General features: G+C 71.8%; 22 protein-coding genes. 12 read left to right on the plus strand and 10 right to left on the minus strand.

Annotated elements, in window-relative coordinates; genetic code table 11:
• Nucleotides 1-35: 35 nt before the first annotated feature.
• Nucleotides 36-1571, minus strand: coding sequence for a class I adenylate-forming enzyme family protein (locus tag OHA17_RS22715; RefSeq protein WP_406508119.1), 1536 nt, complete (start codon nucleotides 1569-1571; stop codon nucleotides 36-38).
• 141 nt (nucleotides 1572-1712) lie between these two features.
• On the opposite strand from OHA17_RS22715, the gene OHA17_RS22720 reads away from it, so the two are divergent.
• From OHA17_RS22720 to OHA17_RS22735, 4 genes are all read left to right on the plus strand, one after another.
• Nucleotides 1713-2918: an amidohydrolase family protein gene (locus tag OHA17_RS22720; protein ID WP_406508120.1), complete on the plus strand. Its 1206-nt coding sequence runs from the start codon at nucleotides 1713-1715 to the stop codon at nucleotides 2916-2918.
• Nucleotides 2918-4081, plus strand: coding sequence for an acyl-CoA dehydrogenase (locus tag OHA17_RS22725; protein ID WP_406508121.1), 1164 nt, complete (start codon nucleotides 2918-2920; stop codon nucleotides 4079-4081). Before OHA17_RS22720 ends, OHA17_RS22725 begins: the two co-directional genes overlap by 1 nt.
• A complete protein-coding gene (locus OHA17_RS22730) occupies nucleotides 4081-4941 on the plus strand; it encodes an acyl-CoA dehydrogenase family protein (protein ID WP_406508122.1) in 861 nt (286 codons plus the stop codon). The genes OHA17_RS22725 and OHA17_RS22730 overlap by 1 nt, the downstream gene beginning before the upstream one ends.
• A gap of 416 nt (nucleotides 4942-5357) precedes the next feature.
• Complete coding sequence (locus OHA17_RS22735; protein ID WP_406508123.1) at nucleotides 5358-5879, plus strand: ATP-binding protein; 522 nt, start codon at nucleotides 5358-5360, stop codon at nucleotides 5877-5879.
• Between the two features lie 259 nt (nucleotides 5880-6138).
• Here the strand turns inward: OHA17_RS22735 and OHA17_RS22740 are convergent, their stop codons facing one another.
• Nucleotides 6139-7065, minus strand: a complete 927-nt coding sequence (locus OHA17_RS22740; protein WP_406508124.1) for a cyclase family protein — start codon at nucleotides 7063-7065, stop codon at nucleotides 6139-6141.
• Nucleotides 7066-7152: 87 nt separating this feature from the next.
• Here OHA17_RS22740 and OHA17_RS22745 point away from each other — a divergent pair, with 87 nt between their 5' ends.
• The 3 genes from OHA17_RS22745 (at nucleotide 7153) to OHA17_RS22755 (ending at nucleotide 10705) form a co-directional block, all read left to right on the plus strand.
• Nucleotides 7153-8064 carry an SDR family NAD(P)-dependent oxidoreductase gene (locus tag OHA17_RS22745; RefSeq protein ID WP_406508125.1) on the plus strand — a complete coding sequence of 304 codons (912 nt, stop codon included), beginning with the start codon at nucleotides 7153-7155 and terminating at the stop codon, nucleotides 8062-8064.
• Nucleotides 8065-8516: 452 nt separating this feature from the next.
• Nucleotides 8517-9659: an acyl-CoA dehydrogenase family protein gene (locus OHA17_RS22750; RefSeq protein ID WP_406508126.1), complete on the plus strand. Its 1143-nt coding sequence runs from the start codon at nucleotides 8517-8519 to the stop codon at nucleotides 9657-9659.
• Complete coding sequence (locus OHA17_RS22755) at nucleotides 9656-10705, plus strand: Zn-dependent alcohol dehydrogenase (RefSeq protein WP_406508127.1); 1050 nt, start codon at nucleotides 9656-9658, stop codon at nucleotides 10703-10705. The genes OHA17_RS22750 and OHA17_RS22755 overlap by 4 nt, the downstream gene beginning before the upstream one ends.
• A gap of 28 nt (nucleotides 10706-10733) precedes the next feature.
• On the opposite strand, the gene OHA17_RS22760 is transcribed toward OHA17_RS22755, so the two are convergent.
• Complete coding sequence (locus tag OHA17_RS22760; RefSeq protein ID WP_406508128.1) at nucleotides 10734-11729, minus strand: GlxA family transcriptional regulator; 996 nt, start codon at nucleotides 11727-11729, stop codon at nucleotides 10734-10736.
• A gap of 580 nt (nucleotides 11730-12309) precedes the next feature.
• Here OHA17_RS22760 and OHA17_RS22765 point away from each other — a divergent pair.
• A complete protein-coding gene (locus OHA17_RS22765) occupies nucleotides 12310-13617 on the plus strand; it encodes an MFS transporter (protein WP_406508129.1) in 1308 nt (435 codons plus the stop codon).
• 104 nt (nucleotides 13618-13721) lie between these two features.
• Entirely contained in the window at nucleotides 13722-14405 is a 684-nt protein-coding gene (locus OHA17_RS22770; protein ID WP_406508130.1) for a hypothetical protein, read from the plus strand.
• Between the two features lie 39 nt (nucleotides 14406-14444).
• Here OHA17_RS22770 and OHA17_RS22775 read toward each other — a convergent pair whose 3' ends face one another.
• From OHA17_RS22775 to OHA17_RS22790, 4 genes are all read right to left on the minus strand, one after another.
• Entirely contained in the window at nucleotides 14445-15035 is a 591-nt protein-coding gene (locus OHA17_RS22775; protein WP_406510785.1) for a flavin reductase family protein, read from the minus strand.
• Between the two features lie 90 nt (nucleotides 15036-15125).
• The gene (locus OHA17_RS22780; protein ID WP_406508131.1) at nucleotides 15126-15992 is read right to left on the minus strand and encodes an enoyl-CoA hydratase/isomerase family protein; all 867 of its coding nucleotides are present in this window, start codon (nucleotides 15990-15992) and stop codon (nucleotides 15126-15128) included.
• A 59-nt stretch (nucleotides 15993-16051) separates the two neighbouring features.
• Complete coding sequence (locus OHA17_RS22785) at nucleotides 16052-18277, minus strand: acetate--CoA ligase family protein (protein WP_406508132.1); 2226 nt, start codon at nucleotides 18275-18277, stop codon at nucleotides 16052-16054.
• A gap of 913 nt (nucleotides 18278-19190) precedes the next feature.
• A complete protein-coding gene (locus OHA17_RS22790; RefSeq protein WP_406508133.1) occupies nucleotides 19191-20333 on the minus strand; it encodes a flavin-containing monooxygenase in 1143 nt (380 codons plus the stop codon).
• A gap of 207 nt (nucleotides 20334-20540) precedes the next feature.
• Between OHA17_RS22790 and OHA17_RS22795 the strand changes: the two genes are divergently transcribed.
• A complete protein-coding gene (locus OHA17_RS22795) occupies nucleotides 20541-20993 on the plus strand; it encodes a DoxX family protein (RefSeq protein ID WP_406508134.1) in 453 nt (150 codons plus the stop codon).
• Nucleotides 20990-21397 carry a Zn-ribbon domain-containing OB-fold protein gene (locus tag OHA17_RS22800; protein ID WP_406508135.1) on the plus strand — a complete coding sequence of 136 codons (408 nt, stop codon included), beginning with the start codon at nucleotides 20990-20992 and terminating at the stop codon, nucleotides 21395-21397. The genes OHA17_RS22795 and OHA17_RS22800 overlap by 4 nt, the downstream gene beginning before the upstream one ends.
• A gap of 11 nt (nucleotides 21398-21408) precedes the next feature.
• Here OHA17_RS22800 and OHA17_RS22805 read toward each other — a convergent pair whose 3' ends face one another.
• Entirely contained in the window at nucleotides 21409-23070 is a 1662-nt protein-coding gene (locus OHA17_RS22805) for a DUF4157 domain-containing protein (protein ID WP_406508136.1), read from the minus strand.
• A 218-nt stretch (nucleotides 23071-23288) separates the two neighbouring features.
• On the opposite strand from OHA17_RS22805, the gene OHA17_RS22810 reads away from it, so the two are divergent.
• Nucleotides 23289-23846, plus strand: a complete 558-nt coding sequence (locus OHA17_RS22810; RefSeq protein WP_406508137.1) for a GNAT family N-acetyltransferase — start codon at nucleotides 23289-23291, stop codon at nucleotides 23844-23846.
• Between the two features lie 112 nt (nucleotides 23847-23958).
• Here OHA17_RS22810 and OHA17_RS22815 read toward each other — a convergent pair whose 3' ends face one another.
• Nucleotides 23959-24702, minus strand: a complete 744-nt coding sequence (locus OHA17_RS22815) for a response regulator (protein ID WP_406510786.1) — start codon at nucleotides 24700-24702, stop codon at nucleotides 23959-23961.
• Between the two features lie 32 nt (nucleotides 24703-24734).
• Entirely contained in the window at nucleotides 24735-25967 is a 1233-nt protein-coding gene (locus tag OHA17_RS22820) for a histidine kinase (RefSeq protein WP_406508138.1), read from the minus strand.
• Nucleotides 25968-26125: the final 158 nt, after the last annotated feature.

The following is a 26125-nucleotide window of genomic DNA, read 5'->3' on the forward strand; positions in this document are numbered from 1 at the left end:
GTCCGTCCTCGTGGGGGAGTGGCAGGGCGCAGAGCTCATGCCCCGCCGAAGCGCTCCCGCAACTTGTATTTCAGTACCTTCCGCAGTGTCTCGTTCCTCGGCAGAGCCTCCACCACCTCAAGCCGCTCGGGCAGCTTGTGCACCGAGAGCCCCTGTGAGCGCAGGTAGGAGGTGACCTGAGGAAGCGTCAACTCGCCTGCCCCGGGCGGCTGTTCGACGACGGCGCACACCAGCTCGCCCCTCTCGGCATCCGGCAGTCCGACCACGGCGGCATCGCCCACCGCCGGGTGCGTGTGCAGCAGATCCTCGATCTCCTTCGCGGAGATGTTCTCGCCCTTGCGGATGATGATGTCCTTGATGCGGCCGGTCAGGACGAGGTGTCCGGAGGTCCGCACATGACCCACGTCGCCGGTGATGAGGAAGCCGTCGGCGTCGAAGACGGTCTTCGACTGGGCCGGGTCGAGATAGCCCCGGCACACCGCCTCGCCGCGCAGCCGCACTTCGCCGTCGACGCCGGGCGGCACCGGCCTGCCGGCCTCGTCGGTGATGCGGATCTCCATGCCGGGCGGGGGGCAGCCCTCGGTGGTGGCCAGGTTCTCGGCGGTGTCGTCCGGGGCGCCCATCGTGATCATCGGGACTTCGGTCATGCCGTACCCGTGGGTGAGCTGCACGCCCATCTCCCGTACGACCGCGTGATAGACCTCGGGCGGCTTCGGCGCGCCGCCGCCCGCGAGCAGCCGGAGCGTCGGGATGACCTTCTCGCCGGGCTGCTTGCGCTGCTCGGCCAGGAACATCGAGTAGAAGGCGGTCGAGCCGCCGGCCACCGTGACGCCGTGGCGGCGGTACTCCTCCAGCGCGTCCGGCAGCGCGAAGTGCTCGAACATCACGGCGGGGAAGCCGTAGAGCAGCAGCATCACCGTGTAGTCGGGCCCGGCTATGTGGGCGAACGGGAAGGCCATCGAGCCCACGTCGGCCGCCGACAGGCGCAGCGCGTGCGCGAGGCAGGAGCCGCCCGCGATCAGCGAACGGTCGGTGTGCAGCACGCCCTTGGGGTCGGAGGTGGTGCCGGAGGTCCAGTAGATCCAGCGTACGGAGGTGCCGTCGCCCGGCGGGGGCGGCAGCAACTCCGGGTCACCGTCAGGCAGTTCGCCGTACGCCTCGAAGATTCCCCGGGCGTCGAGCCGTCGGGCCATCGCGGTGTGGTCGAATCCGCGCCACACCCCCGGCACCGCGAAGAACTCCGCCTTCGACTCGCGCAGCGCGAAGCCCACCTCGCGGTCCCGGTAGAACGGGATCACCGGGGACTGGACCGCGCCGAGCCGGGCAAGGGCGAACGACAGGACCGCCGTCTCGATCCGGGTCGGGAGCTGCCAGGCGACCACGCTTCCGGGCCGTACGCCCATGCCGTACAGGCCCGCCGCCACCCGTTCGCAGCGTTCGCGCAGGGCGCCGAAGGTGAGGGCGCGCTCCCCCTGGAGGAGGACCGGGCGGTCCGGGGTGAGCTCGGCGCGGCGTTCGATCAGCTCCCACAGCGTGCGTGCGGAACCCAGGGTGTGTGCGGTGTCGGTCATGCGGGGCCTCCGAGCTGACGGTCAATCAAGCTGACGGTCTGTCAGATTTGGCGAGAGCGTAGGCCTCCGCTCCTTGCTGGTCCAGAGGCGGGAGGGCTAGCCTGAAATCTGATGGGCAATCAGATATGCGGAGGGGACCTCATGACCGAACTGCCGCGGATCGTCAGCGTCGACGACCATGTGATCGAACCGGCCCATCTCTTCGACGTCTGGCTGCCCGCCAGGTACCGCGACCGAGGACCCCAGCCGCTGACCGCCGGAATCGGTGAACTGGCGTACGTGGCGGGCAAGTACCAGATCACGATGGACCCGGACGGGCCGCCGACCGACTGGTGGATCTACGAGGACCTGAAGGTCCCGTACAAACGCAACATCGCCGCCGTCGGCTTCGACCGCGACGACATGACCCTCGAAGGCATCACCCGGGCCGAGATGCGGCGCGGCTGCTGGGACCCCAAGGCGCGCCTGGCGGACATGGACCTCAACCACGTCGAGGCCTCGCTCTGCTTCCCGACCTTCCCGCGGTTCTGCGGCCAGACCTTCGCCGAGGCCCAGGACAAGGAAGTGGCCCTCGCCTGTGTCCGCGCCTACAACGACTGGATGGTCGAGGAGTGGTGCGGCGACAGCGGGGGCCGGCTCGTCCCGCTCTGCATCATCCCGCTGTGGGACATCGACCTCGCCGTCGCCGAGATCCGGCGCAACGCCGCGCGCGGGGTGCGCGCGGTGACGTTCTCCGAGATCCCCACGCACCTCGGCCTGCCGTCCATCCACTCCGGCTACTGGGACCCGTTCTTCGCCGTCTGCCAGGAGACCGGCACGGTGGTCAACATGCACATCGGCAGCAGCTCGCAGATGCCCGCCGCCTCCCCCGACGCCCCGCCCGCCGTGCAGGCCTCGCTGAGCTTCAACAACGCGATGGCGTCGATGATGGACTTCCTGTTCAGCGGGGTGCTCGTGAAGTTCCCGAGCCTCAAACTCGCCTACAGCGAAGGGCAGATGGGCTGGATCCCGTACGCCCTGGAACGCGCGGACGACGTGTGGGAGGAGCACCGGGCCTGGGGCGGGGTGCGCGATCTGATCCCCGAGCCGCCGTCCACGTACTACTACCGGCAGATCTTCTGCTGCTTCTTCCGCGACAAGCACGGGGTGGCGTCCCTGGACGTGGTCGGCCGCGACAATGCGACCTTCGAGACGGACTACCCGCACGTCGACTCGACCTTCCCGCACACCAAGGAGGTCGCCCTCGACCACGTGAAGGGCCTCGACGACGAGACCGTCTACAAGCTGATGCGCGGCAACGCGATCCGCATGCTGGGCCTCGATCTCGACCGCGACCGGGCCCGCTGATGGACCTGACGTACACCGACGAGGAGGAGGCCTTCCGGGCCGGGCTGCGCGAATGGCTGACGGTCTCGCTGTCCAAACTCCCACCGAAACCAGACCCGTTGGACTGGCCGGCGCGCCGGGCGTACGACACCACCTGGCAGCGGATGCTGTACGACGCCGGGTACGCGGGCCTGCACTGGTCCGAGGCGGCCGGGGGCCGGGGCGCCACGCCCACGCAGCACCTCATCTACCTGGAGGAGACCGAGAAGGCGGGCGCGCCCTACGTCGGCGCGAACTTCGTCGGGCTGCTGCACGCGGGCCCCACCATCGCCGCCGAGGGCACCCCCGAGCAGCGGGCGCGCTGGCTGCCGCCGGTGCTGCGCGGCGACGAGATCTGGTGCCAGGGCTTCAGCGAACCGGACGCGGGCTCCGACCTCGCGGCGCTGCGCACCCGCGCGGTCCGCGACGGCGACGACTACGTGGTGACCGGCTCGAAGATCTGGACCTCGCACGCCGAAGTGGCGGACTGGTGCGAGCTGCTGGTGCGCACCGAGCCCATCAGCGCGGCGGTGCCCAAGCACCGGGGCATCACCTGGCTGGCTCTGCCGATGGACGCGCCCGGGGTCACGGTCCGCCCGTTGCGCACGCTCGCCGGTTCGGCCGAGTTCGCCGAGGTATTTCTCGACGAGGTGCGGGTGCCGGTCGCCAACCGGGTGGGCGCGGAGAACGACGGCTGGCGGGTCACGATGGTGACCCTGTCCTTCGAGCGCGGCACCGCCTTCGTGGGGGAAGTGGTGGCCTGCCGCAGGACGCTCGCCCGACTCGCGGCGGTGGCGAAGGAGAACGGAAGCTGGGACGACCCGGCGCTCAGGCGCCAACTCGGGCTGCTCAACGCGCAGTTCACGGCCCTGTGGCGGCTGACCCAGTGGAACGTGAGCGAGTCGCAGCGCGTCGGCGGCGTCCCCGGCATCGGCGGCTCGGTCTTCAAACTGCGCTACTCGCACGCCCGCCAGGAGCTGTACGACACCGCCGCCCGGGTCCTTGGCCCGGACTCGCTGGACCTCGACCACGAGTGGACCCTGGACCGCCTGTCGTCGCTCTCGTACACCATCGCCGCCGGTACGTCGCAGATCCAGCGGAACATCGTCGCCGAGCGCATCCTCGGCCTGCCCAAGGGGCGCTGATGGACTTCCAACTCACCGACGAGCAGCGGGCGTTGAAGGCGGGCATGCGCGAGCTGCTCGCGGCGCGGTTCGACCGGGAGGCGCTGCGGGCGGCGGTGGACCGGCCCAGCCTCGACCGGTCGCTGTGGCGCGCGTTGGGAGACGCCGGGTTCTTCGCCCTGCGGCTGCCCGAACGCGAGGGCGGGGTGGGGCTCGGGCTGCCCGAGGCGGTGCTCGTGTTCGAGGAGGCGGGCCGGGCACTGCTGCCGGGCCCGCTGGTGGCGACCCACCTGGCGGCCGGGACCGTGGAAGGCGCGGCGACCGGCGAGGCGGTGGTGACCCGGGTCGACGGCGCTCTGGTCGCCTGGCTGGACGAAGCCGATCACGTACAGGGAGACGCCGGCGAGGCGACCCCCATCCGCTCGCTCGACCCGCTGACGCCGCTGCACCGCACGCACGGGACCCGTACGGCCACCGTGGTCGAGGCCGTCCTCCTGAGCGCGGCCGAGCAACTCGGCAGCGCGGGCCACAGCACCGACCTCGCGGTCCAACACGCGCGAGGGCGCGAACAGTTCGGACAGCCGGTGGGTGCCTTCCAGGCCGTGAAGCACCTGTGCGCGGACATGCTCGTACGGACCGAGGTGGCGCGGGCGGCGGTCTACGCGGCGGCCGTGACCGAGGACCCGTACGAGATCGCCGGGGCCAAGCTGCTCGCGGACGAGGCGGCCGTGCGGGGGGCGCGGGACTGTCTCCAGGTGCACGGCGGGATGGGGTTCACCTGGGAGGCCGATGTGCATCTGCACCTCAAGCGGGCCTGGGTGCGGGCGGGGCAGTGGCAGTCGGCGGAGCAGGCGGCCGAGACGCTCGCCGCGGCGCTGTAGGCCGGGCCGAGCGGATGGCCCGTGCACGGTGAACGGTCACGATGCGTTGACGGTCGGCGGCCCGGCGGGCTCGCCACGAGCCGGAGTCGGGGGCGCTCTCCGGTACTCTCCGTGGGATGCGAGTGGTGGTGTGGCGCGGCTCTCCCGGTGTTGCCAGTGCGGCGGCTCCGGGCCCGGGACCGCACGCCGCCCGCACCGCCCGGAGGCGTCGTACGCGCCTCCGTTCGGTTTCCCTCAAAGTGAGCCGCACAGTATGCACTACGCATACTCCTTCGCGCTGGAATATGCCCGAAGCGCTTGTTGCGGTGACTGTACGTCAACCATGCTGTCTCCCATGGGAATCACGTTCCGTGACCCCGATGGTGGTCCCTGTGAGGCGCGAGGCGATGTGTCCGCCGGTTCGGATGGTGTGAACGGTGCAGGTGCTTCAGGTGCAGTTGGAGGTCGGGCCGGATCCCGCCGAGGTGGGCCGGGCCCGGAAGTGGGCGCGCTCGCGGTTGGCGGGATGCGGCATAGGGCTCGATGAGCCGTGTGCCGAGACCTTGATCCTGTTGATCTCGGAGCTCGTCACCAACGCCGTGGTGCACACGGGCTGTCCGGCGGTGCTGCGGATGCTGCTCGGCCCCCCCGAGGGCGGCACCGTCCGGGTCGAAGTGGCCGACACCAGCTGTTGTCCGCCCAAGCCGCGCCATGCGCAGGGCGACGACACCAACGGGCGCGGCCTCGAACTCGTCGACGGCCTCGCCGACCGCTGGGGCTGGCGGGCCGAGGGCGTGGGCAAGTCGATCTGGTGCGAGGTGGACCGCGACGCGCCCGAGGCGCTGTCGGCACCGGAGCGTTCGGGGCACTCGGGGCTCAAGGAGCGTTCGGGGCGCACGGACGGCGCGTACGGCGGCGGGGCGTACGAACCCCCGTGCGCTGTCACAAATACGGCATAACTCGCGAATCCTTCAGTGGGTGTTGACGCGTGGTGTCGGCCTGATCACTCTGGGATGAGCGATTCGTCGCGAGGGGACGCCGAGGACTCTGCACGGCCTCGGCGAGTGCGGGTCGTGGCACGGCGTCAGCTCCATCAGGGCGAGGCTCCTCTCAGGGCACACGAGGAGCGGAGCCGGTACGCCGATGCCGGGGTGGCGGCGACGGTGCCGCGCTCGGGGCGCGCACGCGGCGCCGCCACCCGTGGATCCACCCGCGGAGCTAGAGGACCGCTATCGGCGCGACGGGGGTTCCGGTCGCCCCGACGAAGGGTTCCGGCATGGCGCTCAGCAGGAACGCGTACCGGGACGTCTCGGCGCAAGCGGTCGACAGGGCCTCCAGATTCCAGTTCTGGCCCTGGAGCATGCCCATCTCGACGAGATCCAGGGCGTGTACGGGCAGCCACAGGTCCTCGATCTCGGGCGGGAAGATCTCGAAGGTGAGGGTGTCGTTGGCGACGGCGGCGACGTCCCGCGCGTGGAACCACTCGGGCGTACGGACGGAGAGCCCCGGCGAGGGGTACCCGTAGCCGTGCTTGTCCCCGGCCAGGTACACCTGCATCTGCCCGGTGCGTACGAGGACGATGTCCCCGGCGTGCACGGTGACCCCCGCGAACTCCTCGGCCTCGGCCAGGTCTTCGGGGGTGACCGCGTGGCCGCCTTCGAGCCGGTCCAGGCCCTTGGCCCGGGCCACGTCGAGCAGGACCCCGCGCGAGACGATGTGGCCGGGCTTGTCGATGCCGCTGAACTCGGCGCCGCCGTGCGGGGTGATGGTGGCGGCGGGCCGGCCGTTGTAGATCTTCCCCGAGTGCGAGACGTGGGTCAGGGCGTCCCAGTGGGTGGCGGCCTGGAGCCCGAAGGTCACCGCGTCGTCGCTGCACGCGACGGTGCCGGGGCCGAAGATCTCCTGGTTGATCTGGACCATGGTGTGCAGCGGATTGACCCGCCCGGGGATGACGCCGGTCTGGACGCCGTCCTGCCGGAGGGGGAGGGCGAGGGGGATGCGGCGGCCGGACCGGATGGTCGCGGCGGCCTGTCGTGCCACTTCGTCGGTGATGTGATTGAGCGTCCCGATTTCGTCGTCAGGCCCCCAACGGCCCCAGTTGTTCACGCGTTTGGCGATTTCGTGGAACTCGGGCGGCAGTGACATACGCGTCCCTCCCGGGGGCTTGTGGTGGAGCATCTGACGGGTCATAGAATCTAACGGTCCGTCAGAAACCGCGGGAAGGGGCCGGACGTGGGGAACTTCTTGGCAGGCAAGGTCATCGCAGTGACGGGGGCGGGCCGGGGCATCGGCCGCGCCGTCGCGCTGGCGGCGGCCGCCGAGGGAGCCAGGGTCGTCGTCAACGACTACGGCGTCTCGATCGAGGGCGCCGAGCCCAGCAGCGAGATCGCCGACGCGGTGGTCAAGGAGATCGTCGCGGCGGGCGGCGAGGCGGTGGCCGTCGCCGACGACATCTCGACGATGGCGGGCGGCCAGCGCATCGTGGACACGGCGCTCGCCCAGTACGGGCGGATCGACGGAGTGGTGTGCGTCGCGGGCATCCTGCGCGAACGCATGCTCTTCAACATGTCCGAGGAGGAGTGGGACCCGGTGGTCGCCACGCACTTGAAGGGCACGTTCACGGTGTTCCGGGCGGCGTCGGCGGTCATGCGCAAGCAGGGCTCGGGCACGCTGATCGGCTTCACCAGCGGGAACCACCAGGGGAGTGTGGCGCAGGCGAACTACAGCGCGGCGAAGGGGGGGATCATTTCGCTGGTACGGAGCGCCGCGCTCGGCCTGCACAAATACGGGGTAACTGCCAATGCGGTGGCGCCTGTTGCCCGAACCCGGATGTCGGCGAACGTCCCCATGGAGCTGAAGGAGATCGGCTCGCCGGAGGATGTGGCGGCGCTCGTGGTGTACCTGCTGTCCTCGCGGGCGCGGGAGGAGGGGATCACCGGCCAGGTGTACACGATCGCGGGCCCCAAGATCGCGGTCTGGGCCCAGCCGCGGGAGCTTCGCGCGGGGTACGCGGAGGAGGCCTGGACCCCGGAACGGATCGCGGATTTCCTGCCGGGGACGGTGGGGGTGGATCCCATGCCGATGCTGGCGCAGCTGGAGGCGATGGCTCGGGCGGCGGCGGGTTCGGAGCGGCCGAATGGGTAGTGCGTCTGCTCCGCCTCAGACCCCGGGATGCCCCATCCCGCCGCTTCCCGAAACCCGCCGGGGGTGAGATGTCTGGGTGCGGCCCGGTGGTCGTGTCCTGGGGCTCTGCCCCAGACCCCGTTCGCGCCTGAAGGGCGCTCGTCCTCAAACTCCCCCAAGGCCTTAAGGGCCAGGGGGGACCCCCATGACGGGCTGAAGATGCCGGTGCTGGCCAGGATCGATGCTGTTAGGGGCGCGGGGCTGTGACATTGTGCGGCTCCGCCGCGTGGGCGCGACCAGCCACGCACCGTCCGCAGCCGAATAACGGGCGTATCCAGCCCCTCCGGCGTTTGAGGAGCGGGGGTCCGGGGGCGGAGCCCCCGGTGTCGGCCGCCGGGACGCGGGCAACCAACCCGCCCTCGGAGACCCCGCGGCGGAGCCGCGGGGGAACTCTCTCTGGCACAGGAGGCGCCATGGACTTCCGCTTCAGCCCCCAGGACGACGCGTTCCGCCAGGACGCAAGAACCTGGCTGACATCCCACTTGGCTCGCCAACCACCTGACTGGGAACGGGAGTTGGGGCAGGGCGGATGGATCGGCATCGGCTGGCCGGGCGCGGCGTACGGCAACCGGACCGCCACCCTCACCCAGCAGGTCGTCTGGGCAGAGGAGTACGCCCGGGCGCAGGCCCCCGCCCGCACCGGCCACATCGGCGAAAACCTCCTCGCCCCCACCCTCATCGCCCACGGCAGCCCCGAACAGAAGAACCGCTTCCTGCCGCCCATCGCCCGCGGCGAGGAACTGTGGTGCCAGGGCTACAGCGAACCCGGCGCCGGCTCCGACCTGGCCGCGATCCGCACTGCCGCCCACCGCCATGGCGACGGCACGTACCGCATCACCGGCCAGAAGATCTGGACCTCGCTGGCCCGCGAGGCCGACTGGTGCTTCGTGCTGGCCCGCACCGGGGAGGGCTCGCGGCGCCACCACGGCCTCTCGTTCCTCCTAGTACCGATGGACCAGCCGGGCAGGATCGAGGTCCGGCCGATCCGGCAGATGACGGGGACTAGCGAGTTCAATGAGGTGTTCTTCGACGGGGCCGAGGCCCGCGCCGAGCACCTCGTGGGCGGCGAGGGCAACGGCTGGCAGGTGGCCATGAGCCTGCTCGCACTGGAACGCGGTGTATCTACTTTGGCCCAACAGGTGGGGTTCGTAGGTGAGTTGGAGCGTGTTACCGGCCTGGCGATTTCCAGCGGCGCAGTAGCAGACCCCGCCCTCCGCGAGCAACTCGTCAAGCAGTGGGCCGAGCTGAAGGTCATGCGGTGGAACGCACTCCGCACGCTGGGAGGCTCAGGGGACGCCGGGGCGCCCAGCGTGGCCAAGCTGCTCTGGGGCGGGTGGCACCGGCGGCTCGGGGAGCTCGCGATGGCGGTGCGGGGGGCGGCAGGCACCGTAGGGCCGGCCGACTGGGACGAGTCGAGCCCGTACGCACTCGACCCGCTCCAGCACCTGTTCCTGTTCACCAGGGCCGACACGATCTACGGCGGCTCGGACGAGATTCAGCGCACCATCATCGCCGAGCGCGTGCTCGGCCTGCCGAAGGAGGTCCGTGTTCCGTGAGAGGTGTCGTTTTCGACGGGAAGCAGAGCCAGGTCGTCGACGATCTGGAGATACGGGACCCGGGGCCGGGGGAGGTCCTTGTGGCCGTCGCGGCGGCCGGTCTTTGCCACTCGGACCTGTCCGTCATCGACGGGACGATCCCGTTCCCGGTGCCGGTGGTGCTCGGCCATGAGGGCGCGGGCGTGGTGGAGGCGGTGGGCGCGGGGGTCGGCCATGTGGCGCCCGGTGACCACGTCGCGCTGTCCACGCTCGCCAACTGCGGGGCGTGCGCGGAGTGCGACCGGGGTCGGCCGACGATGTGCCGCAAGGCGATCGGCATGCCGGGCCGCCCGTTCTCGCGGGACGGAGCCCCGCTGTACCAGTTCGCCTCGAACTCGGCGTTCGCGGAACGCACCCTGGTCAAGGCCGTACAGGCGGTGAAGATCCCCGAGGACGTGCCGCTGGCGTCGGCGGCGCTGATCGGCTGCGGGGTGCTGACGGGCGTGGGCGCGGTGCTCAACCGGGCCAGGGTGGACATCGGCGAGACGGTCGTGGTCATCGGCACGGGCGGGATCGGCCTCAACGTCATCCAGGGCGCGCGCATCGCGGGCGCCTCGGTGATCGTCGCCGTCGACAACAACCCGGCGAAGGAGGCGCTGGCCCGCCAGTTCGGGGCGACGCACTTCCTGCCCTCGGCGGAGGGCGTCCGCGAGATCCTGCCGTCCGGCGCCGACCACGCCTTCGAGTGCGTGGGCCACCCCGGCCTGGTCCGCGCGGCCGTCGACCTCCTGGACCGCCACGGCCAGGCGATCCTCCTCGGCATGACCGCCCCCACGGTGGAGGCGTCCTTCCTGCCGGCCGCCCTGTTCCTGGACAAGTCCATCCTGGGCTGCCGCTACGGCAGCTCCCGCCCCCAGCGCGACATCCCCCGCTACGCCGACCTGTACCGCAAGGGAGCCCTGCTCCTCGACGAACTGGTCACCAGGACGTACCCCGTCGAGGACTTCGAGAAGGCAGCGGACGACCTGCACCATGGGCGGGTGGCCCGGGGGGTGCTGACCTTCTAGCCGAGGCCGAGAACAGCCGGCCGCGATCTCAGCCCGCCGCCCCCGCCCGGAACGTACGCCGGTAGACCGTCGGGGGGACGCCCAGGGCCGCCTGGAGGTGCTGGCGCAGGGACGTCGCTGTGCCGAAGCCTGCCGCGCGGGCTGTCGCGTCCACCGACAGGTCGGTGGATTCCAGGAGGTGGCGGGCGTGTTCCACGCGTTGTTGGGTGAGCCACTGGCCGGGGCTCAGGCCCACCTCCTCGCGGAACCGGCGGGTGAAGGTGCGGACCGACATCGCCTCCCGTTCGGCCAGGTCGCGCAGCTGGATCGGCTCGTGCAGGCGGCCGAGCGCCCAGGCCCGCGCGGCCGTCGTCGTCGCCAACTGGGGCTCAGGGACCGGGCGTTGGATGAATTGGGACTGGCCGCCCGGGCGGTGCGGGGGTACGACCGTGCGCCGGGCCACGTCGTTGGCGACCGCCGAGCCGTGGTCGCGCCGCACGATGTGCAGGCACAGGTCGATCCCGGCGGCCACGCCCGCCGAGGTCAGCACGTCGCCGTCGTCGATGAACAGGACCTCCGGGTCCACGTCCACGGCGGGGAAGGTCTGCTGGAAGTGCGCGGCGGAGGCCCAGTGCGTGGCGGCCGGGCGCCCGTCGAGATAGCCGGCGGCCGCCAGGACGTAGCCGCCGGTGCAGATCGACACCATGCGCGTGCCGGGGCGTACGAGGGAGAGGGCGGCGGCCAGTTCGGGGGTGAGCACGCCCTCCTCGAAGACCGGGCCGAGCTCGTACGAGGCCGGGATCACGACCGTGTCGGCGGTGGCCAGCGCCTCAGGGCCGTTCTCGACCAGGATCGAGAAGTCCGCGTCGGTACGGACCGGGCCCGGCGGGCGGATCGAGCAGGTCACCACCTCGTAGAGCGGCCCGCGCGCCGGGTCCGCGGCGCGGCCGAAGATCCGCTGCGGGATGCCGAGTTCGAAGGGGAGCAGACCGTCGAGGGCCAGGACGACGACGCGGTGGGGTGGTGCGTGGGCGGCCTCGTTCATGCGTCCTCCTCGATGGCGGGGTGATGGGTTGCGCCGTTGCCTGACAGGCCTGCGGCCTTGTGACGGACAAGTCTCCGATCGGTCGGGACATTCCCCCACCCCGCCCCTTCCCGAGACCCTCCGGGGGGTTGAGATGGGCTGAGGTTCGTTACCGGGGGCGCTGCCCCCGGACCCCCGCTCCTCAAACGCCGGAGGGGCTGAGTGTGGTCCGCTTTCGACTGCGGGTCGTCTGTGGCTGGTCGCGCCCACGCGGCGGAGCCGCACAATGTCACAGCCCCGCGCCCCTAACAGGACTGGTGCCGCCCAGTACTGGCATTTTCAGCCCGTCATGGGGGTCCCCCCTGGCCCTTAAGGCCTTGGGGGAGTTTGAGGACGAGCGCCCTTCAGGCGCGAACGGGGTCTGGGGCGGAGCCCCCAGGAAACCTGGCTTCACCCCTTTCCAACCCCCGGAGGGTCTCGGGAAGGGGCGGGGTGGGGAATGAATCAGGCCCGCCCCCGAACCGCCCCATGGCCCGATCCCTGCGAACAGTGACCTTCCAGCCACTCGTACGAGAAGACTCGTACAGCCAGGCTGACTGACGTGACCCAGACAACCGACAGCCCCCAAGTCGCGCCCGCCCCCCGGCGGAAGGCCGAGCCCAGGATTCACCGCGCCTGGTTCGTGGCGGCCGTCGCCTTCGTCACGATCATCGGGGCGGCGGCCTTCCGCTCGCTGCCCGGACTGCTCATCGACCCGCTGCACAGCGAGTTCCACTGGTCGCGCGGCACGATCGGCGCCGCGGTCTCCGTGAACCTCGCGCTCTACGGCCTGACCGCGCCCTTCGCCGCCGCCCTGATGGACCGCTTCGGCATCCGTAAGGTCGTCGCCGTCGCGCTGACCGTGATCGCGGTCGGTTCAGGGCTCACCGTCTTCATGCACCATGCCTGGCAACTCGTCCTGTACTGGGGGCTGTTGGTCGGCCTGGGCAGCGGATCGATGGCGCTCGCGTTCGCGGCGACCGTCACCAACCGCTGGTTCACCGAGCGCCGCGGCCTGGTCACCGGCATCCTGACCGCGGCCTCCGCCTCCGGCCAGCTGATCTTCCTGCCGCTGCTCTCCTGGATGGTCGAGGCCCACGGCTGGCGCCCGGCCGCCATCACCGTGACCCTGGCCGCGCTCGCCGTCGTCCCCTTCGTGTGGCTGCTGCTCCGCGACCACCCGGCGGACGTCGGCCTCGCGCCGTACGGGGCGACTACGTATGTGCCCAAGCCCGCCCCCGTCACGGGAGCTGCCCGCCGCACCCTCACCGTCCTCGTCAAGGCCGCCCGCACCGGACCGTTCTGGCTGCTCGCGGGCACCTTCGCGATCTGCGGCGCCTCCACCAACGGCCTGGTCCAGACGCACTTCGTACCGGCCGCCCACGACCACGGCATGCCCGTCACAGCCGCTGCCGGACTGCTCGCCGTCATCGGCGTCTTCGACGTCGCGGGCACGATCTTCTCCGGCTGGCTCACCGACCGCTTCGAGTCGCGCCGCCTGCTGGCCACGTACTACGCCCTGCGCGGCATCTCGCTGCTCTTCCTGCCGATGCTGCTCGCGCCCACCGTCCACCCTCCGATGATCTTCTTCATCGTCTTCTACGGGCTCGACTGGGTAGCCACCGTGCCGCCCACCATCGCCCTGTGCCGCCAGCACTACGGCGAGGACAGCGCGATCGTCTTCGGCTGGGTGCTCGCATCGCACCAGGTCGGCGCGGCCGTCGTCGCCTTCCTCGGCGGGGTGGCCCGCGATGTCTTCGGCAGCTACGACGTCGTCTGGTACGCCTCGGGCGCGCTGTGCGCGGCCGCCGCGCTGATGGCCCTGGTCATCCGCCGCAGGGACCCCGCCGGGGAACCGCTCGCGGTGTGATCCCCTCTTCCTGTACGGGACGGATGTCTCCGGGGATGTCTCCGGGGACGTTTCCGTACGGGGAGCCGTGTGTTCCTCGACGGGGGAAACCGAGGGGGAACGCCATGAGACCGAGCGACATGCGAGGCGCCGTGCTGGCCGCGGCCCTGCTGTGCGCCGCCGTGACCGCCTGCGGAACGGCCCGCCCGGGCGACCCGGCGGCCGTCGCCCCGGCCAAGCCGGCCGCCATCTCGGCGAATCCCTGCGGGGACGAGACGACGGAGACGACGGACACGACCGAGCCGACCGAAGAGGGGCCTTCCACCGGTGCCGGTCCGGCGACGGAGGACGAGGCGGGGACGCCGGGTCCGCCCACGGACGAAGACGCCGGCAGACCTGGCCCACCGACCGACCAGGACACCGGAAACCCCGGCCCGCCCACGGACGGCGACGACAACGCGGGCACCCCGGGCCCGCCCACCGACGCCGACCCCGGCACCGCGAAGCCCTGCCTCCCCGCCGGCTGGTTCGACATGACGCGGGACTTCATCGACTACTACTCCAAGCACCTCACCAAGGCCGACGACGGGATGTGGCCGTCGGTGGTGGCGGTCCGCATCCGCAAGCAGGGCGCGGCCGAGGAGGCCGTGGTCACGGTCAACTTCGCACCCCCGCCGGGCACCAGCGACTGGGAGGGCCGCAGGGTGGCCGAGGTCTTCGCGAACTGGCGCCACGCGGCGTACGACGACACGGGCAGGCTGCGCGTGGAGACCCGCAGCGGGGGTCTCATCACCCCGGCATCCTGGTGAGCCAGTACGTACGCGTTAGGTATGGGCGCGAGGCCGGGCTCAGTCGCTGAAGCGGCCGAACCGGCCCCCGTGGAAGAGGAGCGGGTCGGCGCCGTCCGTGGTGCCCAACGCCTCGACGCGGCCGACCACGATGAGGTGGTCCCCGCCGGTGTGCACGTTCTGGATGCGGCAGTCGATCCACGCCGGTGCGCCGTCGAGCCGGGGCGAGCCGGTCGCGGGCGCCGCGTCGAAGGCGACCCCGGCGAACTTGTCGGCCCCGCTGACCGCGAACCCCCGGCAGAGCACGGACTGTTCCGCTCCAAGGACGTTCACGCAGAACACCCCGGCCCGGGCGATGCGCGGCCAGGTCGTCGACGTGCGGGCCACCATGAAGGCGACCAGCGGCGGGTCGAGCGAGAGCGAGGCGAAGGACTGGCAGGCGAACCCGGTGGGCCCGGCCGCGTCCTCGGCGGTGATGACGGTGACCCCGCTCGCGAACTGGCCGAGGACGCGCCGGAACTCACCCGGGTCGACCGGCGCCCGTTCGTCGTCCCGTACGGCCCGAAGGTCCGGCCGGGGCAGGAACTCGACGGGCTCGGCGGCCGTGGCGGCGCCGACGGACCTGAGGTATCGGACGACGGTGGCCGCCATCCCTGCGTGTCCCATCACATCAGTCATTGAACCTGACGGTGCGTCAGATTGGAAGCCTCGCGAGTGCTGAAATGACCTGGCTGAAACGGCTTACAGGCCCCGGTACTTGGGGGTGCGGCGCTCTACGAAGCTTGCCACTCCCTCGTTCGCGTCCCGGGTCGTCATGTTGATCTCCTGGGCCCAGGCCTCGGCGGCGAGGGCGGAGGTGCGGTCGGCGTCCAGGGAGGCGTTCACCAGGTGCTTGGTGAGGGCGAGCGCGCGGGTCGGCCCGGCGGCGAGGCGCTCGGCCCACTCCTTGGCGATGGCGGCGAGTTCGGCGTCCGCGACCACGCGGTTGACCAGCCCCATGCGCTCGGCGTCGGCCGCCCGCAGCGCGTCCCCGAAGAACATCAGCTCCTTCGCGCGCTGCGGCCCCACCAGGCGCGGCAACAGGTAGGCGCCGCCTCCGTCCGGCACCAGGCCCCGGCGTACGAACACCTCGATGAACTTGGCCGATTCGGCGGCCAGGACCAGGTCGCAGGCCAGCGCGAGATGGGCGCCGAGGCCGGCGGCGGTGCCGTTGACGGCCGCGATCACGGGCTTCTCGCAGTCGAGTACGGCGGTGATCAGGCGTTGGGCACCCTGACGGATGGTGCGGGCGACGTCGCCGGGGACCCGCTCGCCGCCGGTAGCGGTTCCGGTTGCCGGAGCCCCGCGAAGGTCGGCTCCCGCGCAGAATCCCTTACCGGTCGCGGTGATCACGACGGCTCGTACGGCCGGGTCGGCGGAGGCCGCGCCGAGCAGCGAGATGACCCGTTCGCGCTGGTCCCAGGTGACGGCGTTCATGGCGTCGGGCCGGTTGAGCGTGATCCACGAGACGCCGTTGTCAGTGGCGTGGAGTACCAATGAGTGCAGGGGATCCGGCTGGGCCGCGGGGTCAGTCGGGGCAGTCGGGTCTGCCGGGTCCGGCGAGTGCATGCGGGCTCCAGAACGGGGGTGGGGAAGTGGTGAGTGGGTGGGACGGCTCAGGCGCGGTCTCAGCGGCAGATGGCGAGCGCGTCGAGGGCGACCGCGCCCTGGCCGCGCGGGAGCACCATGATCGGATTGATGTCCAACTCGGAGAGTTCGTCGCCGAGTTCGAGAGCCATCCGCTGAACGCGCAGGACGACTTCGACGAGCGCGTCCACGTCCAGCGGGGGCCCGCCCCGTACGCCTTCGAGGAGCGCCCGCCCCCGGAGCTCGCCGAGCATGTCCCGCGCCTGCTCCTCGCCGAACGGCGGGACGCGGACGGCCGAGTCGCCGAGCACCTCCACCAGCACGCCGCCGAGCCCGACGGTCACGGTGGGTCCGAACAGCGAGTCGTGCGTGACGCCGACGACCATCTCGACGCCGCGCTCGACCATCTGGCAGACCAGGATGCCGTCGAGGTCGACACCTTCGTACCGGGCGATGTCGGTGAGTTCGCGATAGGCGTCCCGGATCTGGCTGGCCGAGGTCAACCCGACCTTGACCAGGCCGAGTTCGGTCTTGTGGGCGAGCCGCGCGCCGGAGGCCTTCATGACGACGGGGTAGCCGACGAGCCCCGCCGCGCGCACGGCGGCCGCCGCGCTGGTCACGAGCTGCTCGCGCGGCACCCGGATCCCGTACGCCCGCAGAAGCTGCTTCGCCGCGTGCTCGCTGAGCTGCTGGCCCGGGCGCATCAGGGCTTGCGCCTTGCGGAACGAGGGGGAGGGCACGCGGGGCGCCTCGTCGAAGGGGGAGCGGTAGCCGGTGGTGAACCGGTGGTGCGAGAGGTACGCGCGTACGGCGCCGATGCAGTTGGCGAAGGTACGGAAGGTGGCGACCCGGTCCGAGCCGAGCAGCGTCTCGCGGTAGGCGGCCTCGGTGCCGAGCGGCGAGCCCCACACCACGCACACCAGCTTGTCCGTCTGTTCCGCCGCGTCCACCAGGTCCTGCGCCAGCTTGTCGCTCATGGGCGGGAAGGGCCCGGTGATCGGACAGATCAGCACCCCGACGGAAGGGTCGGCGAGGATCGCGTCAATGATCTTCCGACCGCGCCAGTCGCCGACGGGGTGGCCGCCGTTGTCGACGGGGTTGGCGACGTTGAGGTAGCCGGGTATCCACTCATGGAGCTGGTCCTGCTTGGCGGGGGAGAGGGTCGGGAGGTGGAGCCCGGCGGCGGTGGCGAGGTCGGAGAAGTGCGCCCCCGTGCCGCCGGAGATCGAATAGACGACGACGCCGTCGGCGAGGGGCTTGCGCGCTCTGGCCAACAGGGCGGCTGTGTCCTGGAGTTGGTCCAGGCCGTCGACGCGGATGACGCCGTACTGGCGCATGGCGGCGTCCACGACGTCGTCCGCGCCGGTCAGCTTGCCGGTGTGTGAGGCGGCCATGCGCGCGCCGGCCTCGGTGCGGCCGACCTTGACGGCGACCACGGGCACACCGGCGCGCGCGGCGCGGTCGGCGGCGAGCAGGAAGGACCGCCCGTCTTTCAGTCCCTCGACGTAACAGGCGATGGCTCCGACCTCGGGCCGTTCGGCGAAGTAGGAGATGAAGTCGGAGGTTTCGAGGTCGGCCTCGTTGCCGGTGGGCGCCCAGTGGGAGAGCCGTACGCCGAGCTCCTGGAGGGTGAACACGGGCCGCCCCTGGTGCCCGGACTGAGTGATGAGCGCGATGGCGGGCCCGTCGAGATCGTCCCGGAATCGCTCGAAGGCGTTGAGGTTGGTGTTGGGGCCGAGGAGTCGCAGCCCGGAGCGCTTGACGGCGGCCGCGAGCCGTTCCTGGGCGGCGGCGCCCTGCTCGCCGGTCTCGGCGAAGCCGGAGGCGAAGGCGACGGCGAACTTGACCTTGGCCTCGGCGAGTTCCTCGATGACGGGCAGCGGGTCGCCGACCAGGAGCACGGCCAGGTCGACCTGTTCCGGCAGGTCGGACACGGAGGGGACGCAGGGCAGCCCGAAGACGGTGTCCCGGGTGGGGTGGACGGGGTGGAGCCGGGCGCCGACCCGCTGGGCCCAGTCGATCAGCTGGCGGGTGATGCCGGTGTTGGGGCGGCCCTCGGCGTCGGAGGCGCCGACGACGGCGACGGACTCGGGCCGGAAGAACCGGTCGAGATCCGGCACGTCGGCGTGCAGGGGGCGGCCGCTGACGTCCAGGTCGCCCTCGCCGGCGGCTCTGCCGTGGACGGCGCCGGGGGCGGGCTGCTCGCCGCAGGCGACCACCCGTGCGCGGAAGTCGGTCGTGAGGGTGCCGTGAGTCGATCCAAGCATCGTTCCGCCCGCTCCTGGTCGATGGCGAACATGGCTGAGCCGTGCCGGTGGTAACTGACGCATAGTCAGATTACAGACCTGACGGTCAGTCAGGAACCGGTGTGCGGGCAAAGCCTCAACCCTGCGGGGCGCGCGGGGTCTGGCCCGCCCCGGCCCCGCCCGGGCCCGACCGTGCGCTGGGCCTGCCCCGAACCCCGGGGATTCCAAACCCTGTTGGGTGGTTTTCGGCCGGGGTGGGGGCGGGTCCGGGGGTCGCCTGAGGCGGGCTGATTCCCCACCCCGCCCCTTCCCTAGACCCGCCGGGGGTTGGGAAGGGGGAAGCCGAGTTTCCTGGGGCTCCGCCCCCGGACCCCGGGAGCCCCACCCCGCCCCTTCCCGAAACCCTCCGGGGGTTGTCGTTTGGCTGTGGCCCGGTGGTCGTCCCCTGGGGCTCCGCCCCAGACCCCGTTCGCGCCTTAAGGCGCTCGTCCTCAAACGCCGGACGGGCTGAAATGCTCCGGTGCGGGCCAGCACCGATCCTGTTAGGGGCGCGGGGAACTGCGCGAGCAACCACCCACGGTCCGCGGTCGAAGGCGGGTTTAGGGGCGCGGGGCTGTGGCATTGTGCGGCTCCGCCGCGTGGGCGCGAGCAACCACCCACGGTCCGAGGCTGAAGACGGTTTTAGGGGCGCGGGGAACTGCACGACCAGCCACGCACGGCCCGCAGTCGAAAGCCGCCCACCCATTCAGCCCCTCCGGCGTTTGAGGAGCGGGGGTCCGGGGGCGGAGCCCCCGGAAGGGGTGCAGGGGGCGAAGCCCCCGCAAGGGGTCTGGGGCGCAGCCCCAGGGCTCAGCTGTTCCAACCCCCGTCACGGGTGGGTGGGTGGGTGGGTGGGCCGGTGTGCTTCGGGGTTTGGGGCGGAGCCCCAAGGGGGTCAGCCTGCCAGGGTTCGGGCGATGCGGCGGGCGTCCAGGGACAGCTCTCGCAGCATCCCGCTGATCGGGTTCGTGAACCCCGTGAAGTACAGCCCGGAAGACCCCGGCACCGTATGTGCCCCGTGCGCAAGCGGACGCCCCCGCGAGTCGAGGACCCCGAGGTGTCCGACGATGCCCGAGAGCCCCCGCCGGTACCCCGTGGCGCAGATCACCGCCTCCGGCGAGACGCGGGAACCGTCCGCCAGGACGACCTTGCCTCCCTCGAAGGATTCGACCGCCCCCACCGGCTCGACCCGCCCGCCCCGCACCGCGTCGATCAGCCCCACGTCCTGCACCGGGATCGCCCCCTCCCGCACCCGCGAGTACAGCCCCCCGGCCGGCCGGGGCAGCCCGTACGCGGAGAGGTCCGGCACGGAGAGCCGTTCGGTCACCGACGCCGCCCGGTCCACCAGGCGTACCGGAAGCCGGCGCACCAGGATGCCGGTCGCCTGCGCGGGCCACCCCGCCGTGGACCGGCGCAGGATGTGCGGCGCGGTCCGCACCGCGAGCCGCACCCGCCCGGCCCCGCCGTCGGCGAGGTCGGCCGCGATCTCGGCCCCGGTGTTGCCGGCCCCGACGACGAGGACGTCCCGGCCGGCGTAGGGCGCCGGGTTGCGGTACTGGCTCGCGTGCACGAGTTCACCCGTGTACGTCTCGGCCCCGGGCCACTCGGGAACGTACGGCGTGTGGTTGTACCCCGTGGCCACCACCACGGCCGACGTCGAAAGCCGCCGCCCGCCGGTCGCGTACAGCACCCACCCCTCGCCCCCGGGCCCCCGCTCGATCCGCTCGACCTCGACCCCGGTGACGATCTCCAGCTCGTGGAAGTCCGCGTACTTCTCCAGGTAGTGCACCACGTCGTCGCGCGACACCCACCGCCCGAACCGGCGCGGAATCCGCAGCCCGGGCAGCGAGGACAGGCGCCGCGTGGTGTGCAGGTGGAGCCGGTCGTAGTGGCGCCGCCAGGAGGCGGCCACGGCGTCGGACTTCTCCAGTACGACGACCCGGACGCCCCGCCCGCGCAGCGCGGCGGCGACGGCGAGCCCGCCGGGCCCGGCGCCGATCACGTAGACGGGGTTCGCGGGGTTGGTGGTGTCGGCCATGAACGCTGAGCGTAACGGCGCGAACACTTGATGGGTCTCGGTCAAGACCGGAATCGGTTGCGATCTGATCACGCACGCACACGCCCCGCACATACCTGCCCCGCATGCGTGCGCCTTCGGGTCGCGCCCACCCCTTGCGCGCACGCCTCGCATCCGCTGAACTGACGTACCGTCAGAAACTAAGCCCTGCTGGAGAAAGGGGCCCGCGTGGACTCGATCTGGCTCGGCGGCGCCGAATGGCTGGCCGTCCTGCGCATCGGCCTCGGGCTGTGGTGGCTGGAGAGCTGGCGGCACAAGGACAAGAAGGGCTGGTTCGAGCGCGGCACCGGCATCGCCTGGGCGGCCGACGTCGCCGCCAAGCACAAGTGGAACGCCGTCCGCAGCGGCTTCGACGTCGTGGTCAAGCCTCGGCCCAAGACCATGGCGTACGTCGTCGTCTATGCCGAACTCGCCCTGGGGCTCGGCCTGGTGGCCGGGTTCCTGACGCCGGTCGCCCTCGTGGCCGGGCTCCTCCTCAACCTCCTCTACCTGGTCCTGATGATCCACGACTGGGCCGAGCAGGGCCAGAACGCGATGATGGCGCTCATCTCGCTCGTCGCCCTCGGCGCCATGTCGTGGCAGACCTGGTCCCTGGACGACGTGATGGGACTGTTCCAATGAGCGTTGCTACCCCGGAAGTTGACCCCTTCACCCGCCCGTACTGGGACGCGGCCGCCGAGGGCCGGCTCCTCATCCGGCACTGCTCGGCCTGCGACCGCCCGCACCACTACCCGCGCGAGTTCTGCCCGTACTGCTGGAGCGAGGACGTGACCTGGCGGCCGGCGAGCGGCCGGGCCACGCTCTACACCTGGTCCGTCGTGCACCGCAACGACCTGCCGCCGTTCGGCGACCGCGTCCCGTACGTCGCCGCCGTCGTCGACCTGGCCGAGGGCCCCCGGATGATGACCGAGGTCGTCGGCTGCCCGGAGGCGGAGCTGCGGATCGGGATGGAGCTGTACGTGACGTTCCGGGCCGGGGCCGAGGACGGCGTGACGGTGCCGGTGTTCGGCCCCAACCCGGGCTGACTGCAAGGAAGTTACTTCTTCAGCGGCTTGCGCGTCGGGTTGTACAGCCCCTTCGGCAGGAAGGTCGACGTGGGCACGTTCTGGGCCACGCAGTACTCGTCGAGCCGCTGGCGCTGCCCGGCGCCCTTCCCCTCCTTCGGGGGAGGGGTCTCCCGCGTCAGGTACGGGATGTAGACGAAGTCCCCCCGGGTCTGGGCGCCGGTCAGCGCCTTCCCGTAGTACTCGTACCCGCCACCGGTCGCGGCGGGCAGGAAGTCGTGGTACTTCCCCGCCCTGACGTCGGCGGCCGCGAGCTTGAAGAAGCTGTACCCCGTGATGTGCGCCCGGTTCAGCTGCTGGTCCGCGGCCAGTTCGTCCACGGTCATCCCGTTGTCGACCTCGGTCCACTTCGCCGGGTCGAAGTCGGCGACCCTCAGGTTCTTGGTGAGGGCGAGGATGCCCTTGAGGGTCTTGACGGTCTCGTCGTTCTCGATGCCGGGCTTCTTGAGGCGGTCGCCCAGGTCGGTGAGCTCGTTGAACTTCTTGTCCTTGAGCGGGGAGAAGTACTTGCCGTCGGTGTCGATGTCGTCGCCGTTCGCCGACGGCTCCGCCCGGATGGACGTGTTGGGGCCGACGAACTGATTGCCCGCCTGCCACTCGAAGAAGGAGTGGCGGATGTCCAGGAACGAGATGCCGCACTCGGTGTCGGTGTTCGGATTGGCCTTGTCGGCGAGCCGCTTGCGCAGGGCCCTGCGGTATTCGGGGGTGTTCTCGTTCTCCGGCACCGCCACCTTGAGGTTGGCCAGCATCTCCTTGCTGAGCTCGTCGGGAACCGAGGAGGTGAGCACCTCCAGCTTCTCGGCGTCGCTCAGCCGGTTGAGGGCGCCCGTCAGCGTGGAGTGGGCCACGATGTGGTGCGCGGTCGTCGTCCACCCGTCGTGGTCGGCGGCCTTGGCGTACGGGTTGTCCCCGCGCCGCTGGACGGCCGGCACCGCCGGCGCCGGAGCCGCCACGGACCGCTGCGCGGCCACGGGACCGTCCACCACGGACCGCTGGGCGGCCACCGCCGCTTCCGGTGCGGGCCCCGACATCGCCCGCGTCGCGTTGGCCTCGGCTTCCTTCTCGAAGCGGTCGGAGGGGTCGGAGACCTTCAGGCCGGAGCCGTTGTCGGTGCCCGCGACCGGGCCTTGGCGCTGCTGGATGACGTGGGTCAGCTCGTGGGCCAGGGTGTGCTTGTCGGCTCCGCCGTCGCCGATGACGACGTGGCTGCCCGAGGTGTACGCGCGGGCGCCGACCTCCGCCGCCGAGGCCTTGGCGGCGCCGTCGTTGTGGATGCGTACGTCCGAGAAGTCCGCGCCGAGCCGGGACTCCATGTCCGTACGGGTCGCGCTGTCGAGGGGCCGGCCGCCGGACCGCAGCACGTCGTGCACGGCGGAGCGCTGCACCTGCGGCTCCTCGGCCTGCTGGTGCCCGCACCCGGCACTGTGCTGATGCCGCTCCCGCGCACCGTCGTGCCCGGCCTCGCGCAGCAGCTGCACGACGGCGGCGTTGCCCGCGCTGCTCTGAAGGGCCAGGAGCGTGGACGACGGCGCCCCGGCGCCGCCGACCGGTCCGGTGGCCGAGGGGGTACGGCCCGGGGCGCGGCCGCTCTTTTCCTCGGACGCCGGTCGTCGGCCGTTGCCTTCAGCGCGCATGGATCCTCTTCCGCAGGTTCAGCAGGGTTCAGCAGGTTCCGGAGGCAGAACACAACTCTCCTCCTGCCTATCGGGTTTGGGGCTGGGGCGACAGGGGCGGGAGGGCTGTGCGAGAGGGCAGCATCGGAGGTCCGGTCGGCACCGCGCGTATGCCCGCCCGGACACGTGGCCGCCGAAATTCCCGGCCTGCCCGGGCGGCCCGGGGGTTGAATGGCGACATGGATCACCAGCTCATACCCGCCGACCTGCGCGGCCACGGCCTGCGCCTGCGCACCTGGCGCGCCGACGACGTCCAGACCCTGCTGCGCGGGGTGCGGGACCCCGAGTACCTGCGCTGGAACACCCACAACACCCCCGTCGAGGACAAGGCGGCGGCGGCCGAACTGCTGCGGCTGCGGGCGCTGGGATGGGCGCGGGGCGAGTTCGCCACGTACTGCGTCACGGACGAGGCCGACGGGGCGGTGCTCGGCCACGTGGGTCTCAACTCGGTCCAGTGGCCCATGCGTTGTGGCCGGGTCGGCTACTGGACGCTCCCCGAGGCGAGGGGCCGGGGCGTGGCGGGCCACGCCCTGGACCTGCTCACCCGCTGGGCCTTCGAACAGGTCGGCCTGCACCGCATCGAGCTGGGCCACGCGGTGGGGCACGAGGCGTCGTGCCGCGTGGCGGAGCGGGGCGGGTACGCGGCGGAGGGGACGCTGCGGGGGGCCATGTTCGAGGCCCAGCGCCGGGATGCGTTCCGTGACCTGCACCTTCATGCGCGGCTTGCGACGGACTGAGAGCGCTTGCGGAATGCCGGTGCGGCACCGCGCCCCGTTTAAGGGGCGCGGGGAACTGCGCGACCAGCCACTGACAGCCCGCAGTCGAATACCCGCACTTCACGCGGGGCACTCATTCGGCGAAACCCGGCACCACCAAACCGGACTCATAGGCAATCACCACCGCATGGGTCCGGTTCTGCGCTCCCAGCTTCGCCAGTACGTTCCCGACGTGCGTCTTCACCGTCTCCAGGCTCACCGTGAGCGCCCTCGCGATCTCCGGGTTGGACAGGCCCGTGGCCATCGACCGCAGGACCTCCTCCTCGCGGTCCGTCAGGGCGGCCCTCGGCAGCGCCTCGGCGGAGTCGAGGGGGCGGGCCGCGACCATGCGGCGCAGGGCCGTCGGGAAGAGGATCGCCTCGCCCGCCGCCACGACCCGCACCGCCTCCGCGATCTGCGGGACCGGGCGCCGCTTGAGCACGAACCCGCTGGCCCCCGCGCTGAGCGCGGCCGTGACGTAGCCGTCGTTCTCGAAGGTGGTGATCACCACGACCCTCGGCGGCTCGGCCGACTCCGCCGACTCCGCCGATACGGTCAACTCCGTTGATTCCGCGAGGAGTTGGCGGGTCGCCTCGATGCCGTTGCGCCGTGGCATCCGTACGTCCATCAGGACCACGTCCGGCCGCAGCAGCCGGGCCTGTTCGACCGCCTCGACGCCGTCGGCGGCCTCCCCGACCACCGTGATCCCCGGCTGCGCCCCGAGCAGCAGGCGCAGACCGCTGCGGGTCACCGCGTCGTCGTCCGCGATCAGGAGGGTGACGTCGCCGTTCCCGCCGGGGCCGGCCGTGGCGGCCTCGCCCGGGCCGGAACCCGTCATGCCGACGTCCGTGCCGGCATGGTCGGCGCCGGTCATGCCGACGCCCGTACCGGCAGCCGGACCGCCAGCCGCCAGCGCTGCGGGCCGTCCGGGCCGGCCTCGATCTCGCCGTGCAGCAGCCGTACGCGCTCGGTCAGGCCGGGCAGCCCGTGCCCGGACGTCGGGAAGCCGCCCGCGCCCGGGCCCGTCCGGTTGACCACACGGAGCTCAAGCACGTCCCGCGCGGCTGCCACCCGGACCTCGATCGGGCCGCCCGCGCCGTGCCGCAGCGCGTTCGTCAGGCCCTCCTGCACGATCCGGTACGCCGCGCGCGACAGCGTGCCCCGCACCCGCGCCAGGTCGCCCGACAGCTCCGGCTCCACCACCGCGCCCGCATGCCGCAGCCGGTCGAGCAGTTCGGGCAGGTCGGCCAGGGTGCGGGCCGGCGCCGCCTCCGTCTTCTCCTCGCGCAGGACGCCCAGGACGTAGTCCAGGTCCTCAAGCGCGGCCCGCGCCGACTCCTCGATGCCGCGCAGGGCGCCGCGCGCCGCCACCGGGTCGGCCGCGAGCAGCTCGCCCGCCACCGCGGCCTGGATCGTCGTCGCGGTCAGCGTGTGTCCGATGGAGTCGTGCAACTCGTGGGCGAGGCGGTTGCGTTCGGCGAGCCGCCGTTCCCGCTCGGCGGCCAGCGCGAGCCGCTCGGCGGACGAGGGGCCGAGCAGCCGGGGCGCCAGCCACCGCAGGGCGTACGTCACCGCCGCGCACACGGCCGCTCCGAGCAGTGCGCAGCCGAGCGCCATCGCCCAGCTCGACCAGCCGCCCTGCGCCCGCACCGTCCAGCCGGACAGACTCAGCCCCGCCTCGGCATCGAGCCAGCCTCCCGGGAGGGTGAGGGCGGCGACGAACAGCACGCCGCTCACCAGCGCCGCCGTCCACCCCAGTGCCACGTGCAGCAGGAGCCAGAGGGGAGTCCGCCAGCGGTCGGCAGCGGGCTCGACGCCGGGTCGGCGTACGGGCGCGGGATCCGGCAGCGGCACCCGCAGCAGCCGGCGGGCGGCCGGGACCAGCGCCCGCCGCGTGGTGCGGGCGAGCCCGACCGCGCCGATCAGCGCGGCCCAGACGAGCAGGCCCAGACCCATCCGCACGCCATACGGAGCGGACCGCAACGCCAGCGTCGGCAGCATCGCGAAAGGCAGCAGCGGCAGGCTCGCCAAGGCGCCGCAAGAGGCGAACAGCGCGCCCGCGTATGTGGAGCCGCGCAGCAGCGGCCGGATTCCCCTGAACATGATCCGGCCAGTATGACCGGGCCCCCGACCTGCGGACTCCCTCGATCGGGGGAGGGGATTCTCCCGCCTTTCCGCGATGCGCGGCCGCGGCCCCCGAAGCCAGGATCGAGCCCTGAGCACGTGACGGGAGGACGGTTGATGAACACGCCAGAAGCCGC

Source organism: Streptomyces sp. NBC_00212 (genome assembly GCF_045206365.1).
Classification (GTDB): Bacteria; Actinomycetota; Actinomycetes; order Streptomycetales; family Streptomycetaceae; genus Streptomyces.